General features: G+C 60.7%; 11 protein-coding genes. 5 read left to right on the top strand and 6 right to left on the bottom strand.

Annotation, left to right across the window (positions count from 1 at the left end):
• Positions 1–7 precede the first annotated feature (7 nt).
• From B0E55_RS05140 to B0E55_RS05125, 4 genes are all read left to right on the top strand, one after another.
• A complete protein-coding gene (locus tag B0E55_RS05140; protein ID WP_080909264.1) occupies positions 8–1,597 on the top strand; it encodes a flippase in 1,590 nt (529 codons plus the stop codon).
• The gene (locus B0E55_RS05135; protein ID WP_019744638.1) at positions 1,594–2,682 is read left to right on the top strand and encodes a glycosyltransferase family 4 protein; all 1,089 of its coding nucleotides are present in this window, start codon (positions 1,594–1,596) and stop codon (positions 2,680–2,682) included. The genes B0E55_RS05140 and B0E55_RS05135 overlap by 4 nt, the downstream gene beginning before the upstream one ends.
• Complete coding sequence (locus B0E55_RS05130; RefSeq protein ID WP_020908553.1) at positions 2,675–3,760, top strand: hypothetical protein; 1,086 nt, start codon at positions 2,675–2,677, stop codon at positions 3,758–3,760. The genes B0E55_RS05135 and B0E55_RS05130 overlap by 8 nt, the downstream gene beginning before the upstream one ends.
• A 220-nt stretch (positions 3,761–3,980) precedes the next feature.
• Positions 3,981–5,078, top strand: a complete 1,098-nt coding sequence (locus B0E55_RS05125; RefSeq protein ID WP_108912691.1) for a cellulase family glycosylhydrolase — start codon at positions 3,981–3,983, stop codon at positions 5,076–5,078.
• A gap of 15 nt (positions 5,079–5,093) precedes the next feature.
• Here the strand turns inward: B0E55_RS05125 and B0E55_RS05120 are convergent, their stop codons facing one another.
• Both B0E55_RS05120 and B0E55_RS05115 read right to left on the bottom strand, forming a co-directional pair.
• Entirely contained in the window at positions 5,094–6,863 is a 1,770-nt protein-coding gene (locus B0E55_RS05120) for a hypothetical protein (RefSeq protein WP_133053399.1), read from the bottom strand.
• 92 nt (positions 6,864–6,955) lie between these two features.
• Positions 6,956–7,735 (bottom strand): hypothetical protein, encoded by a 780-nt coding sequence (locus tag B0E55_RS05115; RefSeq protein WP_069146362.1) that lies wholly within the window; start codon positions 7,733–7,735, stop codon positions 6,956–6,958.
• 53 nt (positions 7,736–7,788) lie between these two features.
• Here B0E55_RS05115 and B0E55_RS05110 point away from each other — a divergent pair, with 53 nt between their 5' ends.
• Complete coding sequence (locus B0E55_RS05110) at positions 7,789–8,310, top strand: YdcF family protein (protein ID WP_020970286.1); 522 nt, start codon at positions 7,789–7,791, stop codon at positions 8,308–8,310.
• Between the two features lie 60 nt (positions 8,311–8,370).
• Here the strand turns inward: B0E55_RS05110 and B0E55_RS05105 are convergent, their stop codons facing one another.
• The 4 genes from B0E55_RS05105 to B0E55_RS05090 form a co-directional block, all read right to left on the bottom strand.
• Positions 8,371–9,852, bottom strand: a complete 1,482-nt coding sequence (locus B0E55_RS05105; protein ID WP_019744644.1) for a sugar transferase — start codon at positions 9,850–9,852, stop codon at positions 8,371–8,373.
• A 320-nt stretch (positions 9,853–10,172) separates the two neighbouring features.
• Positions 10,173–11,009 carry a MazG family protein gene (locus tag B0E55_RS05100; RefSeq protein ID WP_080909205.1) on the bottom strand — a complete coding sequence of 279 codons (837 nt, stop codon included), beginning with the start codon at positions 11,007–11,009 and terminating at the stop codon, positions 10,173–10,175.
• 7 nt (positions 11,010–11,016) lie between these two features.
• Entirely contained in the window at positions 11,017–14,643 is a 3,627-nt protein-coding gene (mfd, locus tag B0E55_RS05095; protein WP_029536836.1) for a transcription-repair coupling factor, read from the bottom strand.
• A gap of 128 nt (positions 14,644–14,771) precedes the next feature.
• Positions 14,772–17,357 carry a glycosyl hydrolase 2 galactose-binding domain-containing protein gene (locus tag B0E55_RS05090; RefSeq protein WP_080909204.1) on the bottom strand — a complete coding sequence of 862 codons (2,586 nt, stop codon included), beginning with the start codon at positions 17,355–17,357 and terminating at the stop codon, positions 14,772–14,774.
• Between the last annotated feature and the right edge of the window lie 2 nt (positions 17,358–17,359).

The raw sequence follows: 17,359 nt of genomic DNA, 5'->3' as shown, positions 1-17,359 counted from the left end.
GTTGCTCATGACGAATCGCAATTCGACGGGCACCGAGCCCGTATCGCCGCGAGAGTTCGCCGAATTGCGCCAGGCCGCTATCGACAAGTTCGAGAAGGAACGTCGCGAGCGAGAGACGAAAATCCACGGGCCGGCCGCTCCGGATTTGACTGCGAACGATGCACGCCGAAGCACTGCGATCATGCTCGGAAGCCGGATCGCAGTGGCAGCGATGGGGTGGACCGGCTCGGTTCTGATCGCGCGTGCGATCAGCCCTGACGAATTCGGTCAGTTCTCCCTCATCTTCGGATTGCTCGGATTGTTGTCCGTCGTCACCGATCTCGGCGTCGGCCGAGTGGTGCTCGCGAAGTTGGTCGAGTGCAATCCGTGGGAAGTTTCGCTGGTCACCACCGCGTTCATATCCCTACGGGTCGCCCTTGGTCTTTTCGGATACATCGTCGCGGTGGGTTATGTCTGGATTCTCCGCTACCCCGCAGAAGTGGTCGAAGCAACGGCGGTCGCTGGTTTGGTCGTTGTCGTTGCCACTCCCAGCCATGCACTTTCCGTCATGTACCAGAGCCGCCTGCGCATGACGTATGTGGCAATCGCCGAGGGCGTCGGGCAACTCGCCCAGCTTGTCGCGACCATCGTCGCGGTTTTGTGGCAGCCGATCCTCCTCGTTCTCGTCATCCCTGCGGTCATCAACGAAGTGGTCGCGGCCGTCGTGAAAGTGCGCGGTGTCCGAAAGGGCGTCGCCGGGCCAAGGCCGTCGTCACGAGCGCAGTTTCGTAGGTGGCGGGAAATGCTGATCGAAGCAATCCCTTTGAGCATCGGCTTCGCTTTGGTCACGCTTCTGTCCAAAGTGGATGTGCTGCTCTTGGGCAAGCTCGATACTTTCGATTCGGTCGGCTTGTACACCATCGGGTACAAATTCGCGGACCTTCTGCAAATCGTCGCAATCACCGTAGTCACCCCGGTAACAACACTTCTCGTGTCATATTGGCCCGACAGCGTGGGAGTGTTCCGCGAACGAAGCCGCGAAACATTCATCGTCCTGACAGTTCTCGGGAGCGCATCGATCGCCGCGTTCTGGCCTGCTGCCACCGGAGTGCTCACCTTTCTGTACGGAGAGCGGTTCGCAATTGCAGGGACCTCGACGCGACTGTTGGTGCTTGGCGCATGCTTCTCGATGCTCACCCAGTTGGGGTTGATGATCCTGGTTGCGAGCGGCCGGCATCGAATATATCCGTGGATTGCATTGGGCGGCTTACTCTTCAATATCGTGGTCAACATCGTGTTGATTCCTCGAATGTCATTCAACGGAGCGGCAGTTGCGACCGTATCGACCGAACTGCTTCTTTTCGTTGCAATTTGGATTGTAGTGCGGCAAAGTCTGCCGGTTCACAGAATGTTTCCGATGCTCCCGCTCGGAGCGGCCGTCGCCCTCTGCGCGGTGGTCACAGTGGCAGGAACGATCTGCGTCGAAAGGTTGGGCGTGCCATGGCCAGTCGTTTCGGTTCTCGCTCCACTTGGGACAGTCGGAATCTATGCACTTGTATCGCTCGCGGGCGGGAAGTCGCCACTCGCAATGGTAAAACCCGACAGGGAAGTAAAATGACACGAACGATCATTTTCGTCAGCCACACTGGAGAGATCTCCGGCGCCGAACTGGTCATGCTCCAACTGATGCGTTTGGCACACGAGCAGGGTTTCACGGTAACGTTGGCTTGTCCGGAAGGGCCGCTGAGGGATCGCGCACGCGCGTCAGTCGACTTCGAAACGGTCACGCTACCAACCCTGTCGCTCAGAGGCGAAGGGGGTCTGGCACGCGTCCTGGCGATTCTCGAAGTTGCAAAGAATTGGCGAATTGCCGGGCGCATCATTGCGTCTCGGGCTCAGTCGGCCAGCTCGACCGTGATAGTCAACTCACTGTTCGCATTGCCGGTGATCAGGCTCGGCCGCGTACCGCAACGTGCAACGTGGCTTGTCCACGACACTCTCTCGAGCACAAAGCAACGAATCGTCGTACGGATTGCAAAACCCGGGATCCGACGAGCAGTCGCCGTCTCCGGACCGACCTCGCTTCCTGTTCTTTCGCTGGGAATTCCCACCTCGGTGTCACGACTTGGTGTTGTAGTTCCCCCTGAGGTAACGGAAGTTCGATCACCGGCACGCCGAGTTGTCGGAATCATCGGGTCACTGACGCCGTGGAAAGGCCACTTGGTGTTGATGGATGCCATCGCCCGCACAGTAGACGTCCAACTCGAAATCGCCGGACTTCCGTTCCCGGGCGATGAAATGTACGCACAAGTACTACGTGAACGCGCACAGCAGTCGGATCTGGCGGGTCGCGTCACATTTCTCGGATATGTCGATTCACTGGCAACTATCAAAGGATGGGACATCGCGATTTCTGCGAGCACCTCTCCCGAAGCCGGCCCACTCGTGGCACTCGAAGCAATGAGCATCGGAGTGCCAGTCGTCGGAACAGATCTCGGCGGCACCAGTGAGCTACTGGGGGACGGCGCCGGATCGCTCGTCGAGCCATCTGATTCAGTAGAACTCGCAGCCGAGATAACGAGACTGTTGGAGGACGGGAGTGCACGATCCGAATTGTCACGCATCGGCCGGCGGAAGGTAGAGGACCGATATGACATCCAGAAGAATCTTCCGGCTCTGCTGAAGGAGCTCATCGATGGCTAAGGCACGTCGAGTCGCCGCAGTCGCAGTGGTCTTGTTGATTGTCGGATTGGTAGTCCATTCTTCGATTACCGCAACCGGCGAACCTTGCGCAGTTCAACCTTCGTCAGACAATACTGGCATCGCACTTGGTTCCGGCTATACCGCAATGAGTGACGCCGAAATGGATCGAACGGTGGAAGCTATTCGATCATCGGGTTCGCACTGGGTCAGATTCGACATCGACTGGTCCGCCATCGAAAGTACCGAGGGCGCCTTCGACTGGTCCGGAACCGATCGCCTCGTGGACATCGCAAAATCTTCCGGGCTCGAGATTCTGGGTCTCATCACCTACACGCCTGCCTGGGCAAGAGATCCGGCAGCGACGAGTCCTGACACGCATACCCGTCCGGCCGACCCGGACGAGTTCGGTAGGTTCGCGGCGCTTGCCGCTGCCCGCTACTCGAATTCCATTTCGTCATGGGAGATCTGGAACGAGCCCAATCTCCAAACATTCTTCAATCCGACGCCGGATCCTGAGTATTACTCGAAGCTGCTCGCCGCATCGAGCGTAGCAATCGAGGCAGTGCAACCGGGCGCAACAATTGTCTCCGGTGGCTTGTCCCCCGCAACTGACAACGGCGCTGACATAAGCCCCACGACGTTCCTCGCGAACATCTACGAATATGGAGCTGGACAACACTTCGACGTTGTCGGAATGCATCCGTACACCTACCCGGCACTGCCCTCGGACCCGTTGACTCGAAACTGGAACTCTTTCTATCGAATGCGGCTGATGCACGACACAATGGTTGCAAACGGCGACTCGACCAAATCTATTTGGGCGACCGAATTCGGGGCACCAACAGGAACTGGTCTCGACGCTGTGACCGAGTCGATGCAAGCCGAGATACTGCGTGACGGATTCAACGAAGCACGTAGCCTCGGGTTCGTTCAGAAGGTCTTCGTTTACAGTCTCCAGGACCGCGGCTCCGATCCCGGTGATCGCGAACAAAACTTTGGCCTTCTGAATCTCGACTTCGAACCGAAGCCCGCTATGGCCGTGTTGCAAGATGCAAACGAAACTGGAGGATGCCTCTGAACTATTGACCATTTTCGACCACAGTCACCGAGAAAATCGGACAATACCAACCGGCGCATTTCGCAGTAGCACCCAACCGGACGGAAGTACTGCAGAACCGACTTCGAGACTGGTGCCAAGTGACCCAATTCATGCAATTCTTTGATTTGTCGGATTGGTCATCTAGTTCGGCTTCCAACTTGTCTGTCCCGCACCGGTTTCGAGTCACTGTGGAAAGAAGGTGGTCGACGTGAGTCGACTTCGATTGTCCCTCGCCTGCGCCCTGTTGACTGTCGGGTCATTGAGCGCGTGTGCACCGAGTCCAGTTCCAACAACAACCCCAACCCCGAACTCGACGTGCAGTTCCGTTGGTTTAGGGATCGCCGCGGGCGCCCCACTCAACGGTCTCTCTCAGAATGATCTCGATGCAGAACTGACCGCAATGAAGAATGCCGGCGCGACCTGGCTCAGGTTCGACGTCGATTGGTCCGCCGTCGAATCAACCAAGGGCCAACAGAATTGGAGCGCAACCGACCGCGTCGTCGATCGAGCACGTCTCCAAGGATTGAGCGTCTTGGGAATCGTTACGTACACGCCGGCTTGGGCTCGCGTCGCCGGGGTCAACGATACCCACGGGTATCCATCCGATCCGGCCGCGTTTGCCAAGTTTGCACAACAAGCAGCACAACGGTACTCGAACAGAATCAGCACTTGGGAGATTTGGAACGAACCGAACCTGACACAATTCTTCCGCCCCAAGCCGAATGTGAACACCTACACTGCACTCCTGAAAGCCGCATCTGCAAGTATCCGTGCGGTACAACCGGGTGCAAAGATTCTCAACGGCGGTTTGGCACCGGCCGTCGACGACGGATCCGACATCTCACCGGTCACATATCTCAAGGGTATGTACGCGGCAGGAGCAAAGTCTTCATTCGATGTCTTTTCGATCCATCCGTACAGTTGGCCTGCGCTACCTTCGGATTCGTCCACCCAGAATTGGAACACTTTCTACAGGATCCGACTGATGCGAGAATCGATGGTGCAGAATGGGGACAGCGGAAAGAAAGTCTGGGCAACCGAATTCGGAGCTCCGACAGGTACAGGCCCGACCGCCGTCAGCCCGCAATTACAGGCCAACATCATCTCGGATGGATTCGCGCAAGCAAAGGTGCTCGGTTACATCGAGCGCATTTTCATCTACAGCATGCGTGATCGCGGAACCAACACTTCGGATATCGAACAGAACTTCGGTCTGGTCACGATCAACTACACTCCGAAACCCGCACTCGCGGCGGTGAAACAGGCAGTTGGAGGGTGCGGCACACCCAAGATCTAGTGAAAGCCCGGTCCTTCAGGATTCCGACTGTCCGTCTGCTGAATCCGAACGTATAAGGCTCACGCGAGTTCTTTGCCTCCTCTTTCGAATTTCCGCTATATCCTTGGAGGTCAACATAATTCGTTCGGTCGAGGCTTCGGAGTCGATGCCGTCGGCTTCCCCGGACGCCTTGACACCAGTTGCATCAGTGCTGGTCGTCTCCGCTCCGGAAGTTTCCACTACGGACGCCTCGACTCCGGCCCCCTCGACATCAACAGTCTGCACGACCTGCGGCTCTTCGAGCTCGACCCCTGCGCTCGACTTGGGCGTAGCCGTGCCGTTCGGCAGGTTCTTCTTCGCAATACTGACCGTTTTCGCATCCACCAGGCTGGCGCGGTCCCTCCTCGAAACCAGGTCGGAAGTATCCATTCCGTAGGGCACGGCAACGGAAGGCTCGTTCAGCCGCGGCGCACCGGACTTCACCCAGGCGCTGTCGGACGGGGTCTGTGAGTTCGTGGCCGAGTTGGTCGGCTCGGCCGCCAGTTTCACTGAACTTGCGGGCCTGCGTCTGCGACGCAGCACCGCGAGGGTAAGTACGTCGAGGAGAGGCTCGGGAGCAGACGGACCCACGAGTACCAGTGTTCGCGCAACATCGACTTCGGCCAAGGCCCTGAGGCATTCGACGATCTCCCGTTGGTTGGATTGCTGTGCGGAGACAACAACCAGGGCAAACCCGGTTCCATTGGAGTCAAATCGGCTCCACCAGTCCGACTTCAGCGAATATCGGGAGACCCCGGATCGCACGTGCGCAGGAACATCCCATGATGTCGAGGGGACGCCGTCACCCGAAAGCACCAGGACATGATCACCGAGACTTGCACGCTGGCATATCGTCAGCGCGAGATTCGGTGGAAACTCAGCGGCTTCGGAGTGCTGCAGGAGTAGTGAGGCTCCGTATTTCCGGGCCGTTCGACGTGCCCACGCGTCGGTCACTCGCGAACTGAATCGACCCCGGCAGGCAGAGAGGATTTCGGCAGCGAGAATGAGGACCACCAAGAACGCAACCGCCGACTCGACGAGTGGCTTCGGTGCAACCGGCAGACCCGTTCCCGCGGGGGCGGAAAGCAACTGCAGTCGGTCGGAACCGGATACGGTCGATCTCAACTGGCGCAACTGCTCCAGCCTCGCGTCGAGATCCGCCTTGATAGTCGGATCGTCGGCGGGCGTCTCGTATTCGTCCAAGCTTTCTCGCCGCGCTGCGTCCAAGTCCCCGTTCAATCGAGCGATGTCGTCGGTGAGAACTCGGGTACGACGATCCAGCGTGTCTGCATTGCGTCGCGCCTGCGCGTCGCTCAAGGTGGCGACGACTATTCGTGCCAGCGCGTCCGCGTCAGCCTGACTGAAGGCAGTCGCCTTGACGAATACCAATGCCGGAGAAGTACCCGGCGTCACCGAGATGTGGCTCGAGACATCCGCTGTCGTCCACCCGTTATTCAACTGGCCGTGGATGGCGGCAACCACATCGCTATCGGTGGCCAGTGCGACATAGGGGGCAACCAACTGGCCGAGGTTCGCGTCCGTCACGACGACCTGAGAGGCAGACTGAACCTCCGCGACGATGTCGGATTGATACACCGGTGTCGCGCTTCCCCGCACAGCGTAGACAATCCCACCGACGAGCAATGCGATGACAAGAGCGGGGAAGAACACTCTTGCAAGGTTTCGTGCATGCCTCACCAGGTCGAAAGTGGGCGGAACGCCGAGTTCGCGACGTATCGCCGCATCCCTGGTACTCGAATCTGCCATCTTGAGTACCCCCGACTGGATCGCGCGTTGAAGCGTAGCTGAAAGAAACCAAAAGTTTGCCGAACGCACACAAACATACCTGACGGCTGATGTCAGCTACCAAGTAGCCATCGCGGTCGCGACCACATCTGCCAGTACTCGACGATTTCGGCTCCGCTCGCGTCGTACAGAGCATTGCCGGCAGCGCTGGCGAGACCACACACGGCGCCGTCGCCGACAGCCTCGAATGCGGCTGCCGACACTTGCCGAAGGACCCGCAACCCATGTCCACGCCGCTGTCCTTGCGCCCTGGTGCCGGCCGCCCACACAGTGCTGATAGGCCTACCGAACGACAGCATCGCTGCGGTCTGCAGCGTGTCGAGTTCGAACAGGCCGACGACTGAACGCTCACGTGGTCGGTCGGGGGCCGCCTCCGGATACACCAGAGTCGCAGATTCGCGATCGATACCGAAAACATCCTCCGCAAGTTGTCGTGCTGAACGCAGGTCGCCATCTTCCAGGATCCGCACCGCGGCATCCGGCGCTGACGGAGAATTCGGTAGCGCGCGCAGCGAACTCGAACCTACGCACACCCACCCTGCGTCCGCGAGGACGGTCGCGGCATCCAGACCCGCCCCGGCGAGCATGACAACGGTGCGCAGTCGCTCTGCGAGCACTCGTTCCACAACGGCGACCGTGTTTTTCCGCACATCACCCCCATGGACCAATGCAAGGTTGTAGCTGGGATCGGGTGCACCTGTGAGAGCGATCCACCAACCGTCGTCAGCGAGATACACACCGGTCTCAGGTACGAGTCCAGACATGTTCTGCCCATAGGCATCCCGTAAGGCGGTCAACCCCGCCACCGTCCGAAGTGGTTGCCATCCGATCATCGTCGTCTCCTGGGTCCAGGTATTGTGGGGCCATCAAACAGATCAAATCGGCCTTGAAGATTGCGGGCATACCTCTATCACTCCTCGCCCTTGGTGCGGCAGCGGGTTGGCCCGTCTTCGTCTCACCCAAGATCGATGCACCACGAAGTGCTGACGCTATCGTTGTCCTCGGCGGAGCACACGACGGACGCGAGGAGGTCGGAATCCAACTGATGAAAGACGGTTACGCACCACGCCTGATCTTCTCGAATCCTTACGGCGACAACGACAAGAAGATGCGGTCGATCTGCGAGGGTACGTTCGACTTCCCTGTCGACTGTTTCGTCCCGTCACCGTCCACCACCGAGGGCGAGGGGTTCGAAATCGAGAGAATGGCCAATGCCAACGGATGGAAGACTGTCATCGTCGTGACTTTCGTTCCTCATATCTCGCGGGCGCGGCACATCATTTCGCAGTGTTATCAAGGAGAACTGGTAATGGTCGCAAGCCGTCCGGAACTCTCGATCGGGACGTGGGCATTCAACTACGTTTACCAAACTGCCGGCTACGTCAAGAATCTGTTCTCGCATTGTTGAGCTCGACAGCTGACAGGAGGGTGCCCGGCGCGGATATCCGCGCCGGCACCAACCGCGTAGTCAGTACGCTCCGTCGCTCTTCGCGACCGCTGAGACGGTACGAGTAATGATCGAAAGATTTTGCAGGATAGACCAATTCTCGACGTAGGAAGAGTCCAGTCGAACAGATTCTTCCCACGAGAGGTCACTGCGACCACTTACCTGCCAGAGACCGGTGATACCAGGCTTGACCAGCAGGCGTCGGGCAACCTCGTCGTCGTACATCTCGACCTCACGCCGCAACGGCGGCCGCGGACCGACAACGCTCATCTCGCCGCGAATGACGTTGAAGAACTGTGGTAGCTCGTCGATGCTCAATCGACGAAGGATCTTGCCGACGGACGTGATTCGTGGATCCTCCCGCATCTTGAACAACACGCCTCCCGCGCCTTCGTTGTCCCCCATCAGATCGACAACCTGCTGATCGGCGCCTTCCACCATGGTACGAAACTTCAACATAGGGAACGGTTTCCCGTTGAGGCCGATGCGTTCTGCCTTGTAGAACACCGGGCCTTTCGACGTGAACTTGACCGCAGCGGCGGCGGCGACCATGACCGGCGCCACGAGGAGGATCATCAGCATCGAGAACACCGCGTCGAAAACGGCGGGCGCAAGCCGGTTGGCGCCCTGGTAGCGCGGTCGCGCAACGTGAATCAACGGGAGTCCCGCCGCCGGGCGAAACATCAAGCGAGCCTTCGACACGTCGGCTACGACCGGTGAAACCACCATGTCGACGCCCTCGGCTTCGAGGTCCCACATCAGCTTGCGTATGCCCACCTGCCCGAGGTCTTCGGTTCCGGTGACGATGACGGTGTCTGCGCCGCTTGCGCGCATCGCCTCGACCACCTCGAACTCGTTGCCCAATACCGGGACCGCTGCGCCGTCGACGACGATGTGATCGTCCAGCGCGGTCGCCCGACGCGGAATACACGCTCCCACAACGTCGTAGCCTGCCGAGGAGTCCCGCACGAAGGCTCGCGTAGTAGCAACGACGGACGCGTGTCCACCGACCAACAGCACCGAGTTGCGGCAATCCCCGCTCGCACGCTTCTTTCGAATGTCGCGTCGCCAGAGGTAGCGCCCGAGAAGCAGCGCAGCGAGCCCGACGGGCAGTGCGATCATGAGATAGCTACGCGCGATTCCTACGCCGAGAATGATCCCGGCCAGTGCGCCCACTCCGAAGACTTGGCCGGTAGCGAGCAGCACCTTCTCGTACTCGTCACTGCCCTCGCCCAGCATCGACTGATGACGGCTGCGTCCGCGTGCGAGCGCGATCATCCACAGCCCTCCCAGCGCTGCAGACGCAATCACCTTGAGTGGTGTCAGCCACTCGATGGGATGCGGCCACATGCTGCCGATCTGTGCGAGCGCGATCACGAACAGAACCGTGATCGAATCGCTCACGGCAATCCGCTTCCGGTATGCCCGACGCCAGTCGGTGCCGACATGAGCGGAATCCTGCAATGCTGCCGACCGGCTCTCCACCTCAGCATGAACGCTCATTTGCCATCAGTCCTTCTAGTCATTCGAATGACTTCAGCGGGTCGAACGGATTCAGCGGATCGCTGATCGGTAGCCACTGCGAGCCTCCAGGTACGGCAACACCCCGCCGGTTGCCGTACCTCGCTGCTCGCAGTGCAGAAACGAACCGTCATCGGACCCCCCTACATAACTGCCGATCAAAGGCCACTTCGTGCGACAAAACGACCCAGTGTTGCTCATTTCGTACGTAAACATACCTTAGGTTTGTTTCAACTGCACTCACCGAGTCCAGGCTTTTTCCCGGTTGCCAGATGATTACCGGGCAATTACGTCAAAGTGGGCTAATCCTCCATGTTTTGGAAACGTCTTCCCTCACGAATCCGAATGTCGGCGATCAACATGTCCAGGGCGCCCAGGAGTGCAGTGTCGGCGCGTCGGCACTGTTCGATCAAAGCTTCCAGATCAGCTTCATCGGCGCTTTCGATCACACCGGCTTTGGCGGCCCTGCTCAGTACTTTTTCGGCGAGGAGCAACGGCGGTTGCGACCGAGCGATGCCGTCCATGGACGACGCGCGCGCCTTCTCGGCAGCCTTCAAAGCGTCCCACGCCCGCTCCTGCTCAGCGATGTCGACCACTCCGGAACTGACCAGGTGCGGGCTGCGGTGCACAAGTTTCGCGATCAGTGCGCCGGCCACGTCGTCCAATTCGAAAATGCCGTGAGATTGAGCGATCCGCGAGTGGAACAACACCTGGAGCAACAGATCGCCGAGTTCCTCACGGAGATCGCTCTCGTCGTCGCTTCGAATCGCGTCTAGTACCTCATAGGTCTCCTCGACGAGGTAAACCGACAGGCTCTCGTGCGTCTGGGTCGACTCCCAACCGCCGCGATTCCACAACCGGTCCATGATCGACGCCGCTTCCACCAGTCGATCGCCGTGAATGGGTTCGGCGCGAATCATCTTTACCCCAGCGGCAGACAACGCCTCGATCTTCGGCTCGGCGGTGCCCATCATCACAGTCACTGCCGCGCCGGGTGTCGTGGCCGGCAATGCGCCGCGTACCGAGTCGGGAACGTCCGGGTCGATATCGATCGCGCCAGACAGGAAGGGGAGCGCCTCCAGCGGAAAGACATGCGGCCGCAAAGGATCGAGCAGTACGACGACGGGCGATTCGTTCACCGTGTGCTCACGCCTCGACGAGGACGGCACCGGCGGCGCGCCCGTCTATCGCCAGGATGAAGTCCGCGATGTACTGAAGTAGTTCGACGTCCCGCAGGCGATCCGAGCCGACTCCGCCGGTGCGAGGCAGCGGGAGTTGCACGAGCCCGGTCGTTGCCCGGTACTGCGCGCTCGGATAGATCCTCTTGAGCCTGATCTGTTTGGAATCGGGCAGTGACATCGGCGAGATCTTGAGCTGAGTTCCGGTGACGGCGACTTCCTCCAGTTGGTACTCGCGGCAGAGCAGTCGAAGCTTGGCCACCGAGATCAGCCGTCGAACCTCTTCGGGCAGTGGGCCGTAGCGATCGACCAGTTCTTCGACTACGGCAGCGATGCCGTCGGAATCAGTTGCCGCAGCGAGCTTGCGGTACCCCTCCAACCTGAGCCTGTCACTGGTGACATAGTCGGGCGGGATGTGCGCGTCCACCGGTAGGTCGATCCGGACTTCCTTCGTGCCCTCGTCCATGGTGATCGGTTTGCCGTCGGCTGCAGCCCGGAAGGCTTCGACCGCCTCACCGACCAGCCTGACATACAGATCGAACCCGACCCCCGCGACGTGGCCGGACTGCTCTGCGCCCAGAACGTTTCCGGCTCCACGGATTTCGAGGTCCTTCATCGCGACTGCCATACCAGCGCCGAGGTCCGAATTCTGCGAAATCGTTGCCAGTCGGTCGTATGCCGTTTCCGTCAACGGCTTTTCGGCCGGGTACAGGAAGTATGCGTATCCACGTTCACGACTACGCCCGACGCGTCCGCGAAGCTGATGCAACTGCGAGAGGCCAAGCGAGTCCGCACGTTCGACGATCAGTGTGTTCGCGTTCGAGATGTCCAGACCGGTTTCGATGATCGTGGTACAGACCAACACGTCGAAGTCGCGTTCCCAGAAGCCCTGCACGGTCTTTTCGAGAGTATCCTCGTTCATCTGACCGTGCGCGACGACGACGCGAGCCTCCGGGACGAGTTCACGGATCTTCTTGGCCGCCTTGTCGATCGAGCTGACACGGTTGTGTACGTAGAAGACCTGACCGTCGCGCAGAAGTTCACGCCGGATGGCCGCGGCAACCTGCTTGTCCGCATACGCGCCGACGTAAGTGAGGATCGGATGACGTTCTTCCGGTGGTGTGAGGATCGTGGACATCTCGCGGATCCCGGCCATGCTCATCTCGAGAGTACGAGGAATCGGGGTAGCCGACATCGTCAAGACGTCGACGTGGGTGCGTAGTGCCTTGATGTGTTCCTTGTGCTCGACTCCGAATCGCTGTTCCTCGTCGACGATCACAAGCCCGAGGTCCTTCCAGCGAATACCGGTCTGCAGCAACCGGTGAGTACCGACGACGATGTCGATCTCGCCTTCGGCCATGCCGGCGATGATTTCCTTCGAGTCCTTGACGTCGGTGAAACGGGACAGCCCTCGCACCTTCACCGGGAACGACGCCATTCGTTCGGTGAACGTCTGAAGATGTTGCTGTGCAAGCAGAGTCGTCGGGACCAGTACCGCCACCTGCTTGCCGTCCTGGACTGCCTTGAACGCGGCACGAACGGCGATCTCCGTCTTGCCGTACCCGACGTCACCGATCACCACCCGGTCCATCGGAACCGGCTTCTCCATGTCGGCCTTGACCTCACTGATGACGGTCAACTGGTCGATGGTCTCGGTGAAGGCGAATGCGTCTTCGAGTTCCTTCTGCCACGGCGTGTCCGGGCCGAACGCATGCCCCGGGGCCGCCTGACGCGCAGCGTAGAGCTGAACCAACTCGCCCGCGATCTCACGAACCGCCTTGCGGGCCTTACGCTTGGTGTTCGCCCAGTCGGATCCACCGAGCTTGCTCAGCGCAGGCAACTCTCCACCGACATACCGGGAGAGTTGATCGAGCGATTCCATCGGGACGAACAGGCGATCACCCGGGTGACCACGCTTGCTCGGCGCGTACTCGATGACCAGGTATTCACGACGCGCCCCGCCGATGGTGCGTTCGACCATCTCGACGAACCGGCCGATACCGTGCTGATCGTGCACGACCATGTCCCCGGCAGACAGCGCGAGGGGATCGACCTGATTGCGGCGCTTGGCCGGCAAGCGCTTTCCGTCGCCGACCGCAGCAACGCGGTTGCCCGTCAGATCGGACTCGGTGACGATCACCATCCCCGGCGTCGAGTCGTCGCCGGCGAGTACCAGTCCGTCGTGCAGAGACCCGCGGAGCACCGCGACCTGTCCGCGGGCAGGGGTCGCTCCGCCATCGAGCATCTTTGCGGGTACTTCGGCTTCACCGAGTCGCTCGACGACTCGGCTTGCTGTGCCGGCGCCTGCCACCACGATCGCCGCGCGACCGCCCGTGCTCACGTGTGCCCGGAGGCTGACGAACAGCTCGGCCAACAGGTCGTCGGAACCACGTACCTGCGGTGCCGCCTGAACCGGAATTTCCAGTTCTTCGCCATTTCCCGACGCCAGCGGGCTGACCGTCCACCACGGACGGCCGGCAGCTTCGGCAGATTCGCGAACATGACGAAGCGACCGGTATGCGGAGGCACCGAGATCGACTCCCCCGCCGTTGAGGATCGACGTGTCGAGCGGTGCAGCGCCGCCGATCGACGCCGCCGTCCACGACGCTTCCAAGAATTCCTGGCCGGTGCGCACCAGATCGGTGGCGCGGGTGCGCACCTTCTCCGGATCGCACAGAAGGATGTGCGCCCCTACCGGAAGGACATCGGAAAGTAGTTGCAGTTCACCGGGTTTGAGAACCGGGAGCAGAGCTTCCATCCCCTCGACGGGGATGCCTGCCGAGATCTTGTCCAGCATCTCGACCAACGACGCGTCAGCCTGATTCTCAGCAGCGAGTGCCGCAGCTCGATCGCGAACATCAGCTGTCAGAATCAGCTCACGACACGGCGGCGCGATCACGGAATCGACGTCGACGTCCGGTAGCGAACGCTGATCGGCGACAGAGAAGTACCGAAGCTCCGATACCTCGTCACCCCAGAATTCGATACGTACCGGATGATCCGCCGTCGGCGAGAACAGGTCGAGAATGCCGCCGCGGACCGCGAACTCACCACGCTTTCCCACCATGTCGACACGGCTGTACGCCATCTCCACCAGACGAACCAGAACAGAATCGAAATCGATCTCGGTGCCGACGCGCAACGTGATCGGCTCGATCTCGCCAAGACCCGGCGCCATCGGCTGAACGAGAGAGCGCACCGTGGTCACGATCACCCGAAGAGGCGAGCCGTACGAGGCGTCGTCTGGTCTGGCGAGCCGGCGCAGTACCTCCACCCGTCGCCCGACGGTGTCCGCGCTCGGCGACAGTCGCTCGTGCGGCAATGTTTCCCACGACGGGAACTGCGCGACGCCTCCACCGAGCATCTCGGTGAGTTCTGACGTCAGATCGTCGGCTTCGCGACCGGTGGCCGTCACCAGCAGCACCGGAGTGCGCGCGGCAAGTGCAGCGGCGATGAATGGTCGAGCCGGCTTCGGCGCCACGATGTCCAGGGCAGGCGCACCGATGGAGTCGATCACTGGAGTGAACGCGGCGTCTGCGAGGGCGACCTCGGCGAGTCCAGCGAGCGCAGTCTGGGCAGAGGACAAGGAAGTCAACGAACGCGCTCCTGAACAGTGATGACGGGTTGCGGACGCACAGCCCGAGCGCAAGATCTCCACCGAGGCAGAGTTGTGCGCCGGTTCGATTCTATCGGTGTGCGATCTCGCAGCGCAGTCCGATCCGTTCAGTTTCCCGTAACGCTCGGCTTCTTCGTCGTCCGCTTGGCCGGTGAAGATCGGGTGGCCGGGGCGCTCGGCGGTGCCACGGCCACGCTGGTGTGAGAGTTGAGCGCCCGAACCCGGCCGATTACCTTCGTTGCCTGGCTGGTTCTCCGTAGACGTACAGTCCTGCGACCGTTCGGCGCGAGGTGGAACCAGGAGTCTTCGGGCTCGAAGCCCTGCAGTTCGAGGGCAACGTATTGGGCGGAAGCATCCGTCGTGACGTCGACTACCCACTCTTCGTCGCCGACGTTGCGCGCCGTGGCGACAAGTCCGACCGACCGCTCGAGGGGCCGTGCCGGACTCCCCAGGAGGTGCACCGCTTCGTCCACCATCTCTCCGTCTTCGTCTTCGAGCGTGACGGTGACGGCGTCGTATGTCCGCGCCCCGAACTGAAAGACGTGAGTGAGGTCGGTGAAACGGCCGACAAGGCTGTCCACGGACCAGGTCAGACTCGAGTGCGATTCCACCTTGACCGGTAGCGCGACGTCGACTGGGACGACACCTGACCGACTGTGCGCTCGAAACCTGATCTCGCCGACGACAGGTTCGGCAGTCTCGTTGATCGCGTCGAGCCTCAGTCCGTCCATACCGTCGTCCGTGACGAGGAGCGCGATCGGTTTGGCGCTCCTACGGAGCACGAACCACGGAGCCTTGGGGCTGCCGCTCCAATCGAGGACCCCCCATCCCGGCCCGGGCTCCAGGTCTCGCAGTGCGAGTGTCAAGGCGCCGTCGCACCGAGAATCCGGGCGACGCCAATAGCCGAGCGTCGAGGCGAACGCCTCACATACGGCTGCTCGCCCCAGGTCGAGATAGCGTTCCGGGTCGGACCACCGGACTTCACGAGCGTCTTCGCCGAAAAGCGCGTGGACGTAGTGATCCCGAACATCCTCGAAATCCCACGACGATCCGTTGTCCCGCGGCACCGCGGCTTTCCATGCCGGGTGGTGCCCTGCGACGGCGAGCGAACCGAATTCGTTCTCGATCACGGCATTCGACGGTGGAATCGAAAATGCCAATGATTCGGTCGCAAAACGTACTCGCGCGCTGAGCACGTCGGCCAGTGGACGACGATAGGCACCCACCCCGAAGTAGTGAGCGACCCCGCTTCCGACATGCGTTGCCAATTGCTCTCCCCCGCGAGGCGCCGAGGGCGACGACGTCACGTATTCGAGTTCAGGTGCCACCGCTGAGATCAGCTCCGGCAGTCTCGAATGAATGAGCGGGATGTGTTGATCGACCAAGCCCAGCATGGTCGGCTGCTGTTCGGTCTCGCTGCCGCCGCAGAAGACTGCCAAAGCGGGATTTCCACGCACTCTGTGCAAGAACGCGGTGACCTCTGCTGCAACGAGTTCGAAGAATTCGTCGGTATCGGGCGGATCAAGCGTCGCCAACATCATGTCCTGCCACACGAGAATGCCCAGTCGCGCGCATTCCTCCCAGAAGTGGTCGCTCTCGTAGACCATCGTCCCCGGGATTCGAATCATGTTCAGGCCCGCCTCAGCCAGGCGTTCCAAGACACGAGTGGTGCCGGCGTCGTCTTGAAGCGAGATCGGGTCGGTCGGCACCCACACCGAACCACGGCAGTACACCCGGATGCCGTTGACATTCAAACGGAATCCACCATCGGATCTGTCGGCCTCCACCGTCCGGAAGCCCACTGAACCGAGATGCTCGGAGACTCCGATCGTTTCTATCGTCACCGGATACGTGCGAGGAGCGCCATGAGTGTGCGGCCACCACAACTGCGCGTCCGGCACTTCGACGACGCCGGACACCTCGAGGAATCCGTCCGGTCCGGCAATTACAGCCAATTGTCGCGAGTGTTCGCCGACGCGCACGGTCACGTACTCCAGCGAGGCCGGCAATCCGGTGAGCCGAGCGCTGACGGCAACGTGACCGGTTGTGCCGTCAACACTCGCGTGCTTGACAGCCGAGACTACGGCGGCAACTCCCTTGTCCAACAACCGGATACCCCGCCACGGTCCCACCGGTACCGGAACGCCACTGAATACGGGAGCCATACCGAGCATCGTGGTTCGGATCCACCGAAGACCCTGTTCACGGACCATCGACGAGCGCCAACGTCCTCGAGGACGCCTCGATCTCAGAATCGCGGACAGAGAATGAAAATGAATAGCGACCTGGACGCGTTTACCAGCGCCGACTACGGCCGGAATGCTCACTTCCCCAGGCGTGAACATGGATTCAGTGGACGCGACATGGACGCCGCCGATCCAGACATCGGCAAACGCCGTCACACCGTCGAACTGGAGCAGCCACGACCCCTCACCGGTCGTGGCCACGGTAGTCACGAACCACCAGTCCGATGATGCAACAGACGATGATGAAACCGACGACGATGCAACGGACTTCGTGCGTCCGGCGTCCGTTTGCGCCGCCTGTATCGCACCAACGACTGTCCCAGGCACAGACGCTGCGACCCACTCGGTCACGGTTTCGAGGGCATCCGGATCAGATATGGATCCGGGTTCGGTTGCAGCGCATCGCCATATCGCGCCGGCCAGCAGGTCTGCTGACGAACGAGGCACTG

This window comes from Rhodococcus sp. 66b (assembly GCF_002076325.1).
GTDB classification, from domain to species: domain Bacteria; phylum Actinomycetota; class Actinomycetes; order Mycobacteriales; family Mycobacteriaceae; genus Rhodococcus_F; species Rhodococcus_F erythropolis.
This window is presented reverse-complemented; position numbering and strand designations above follow the sequence as displayed.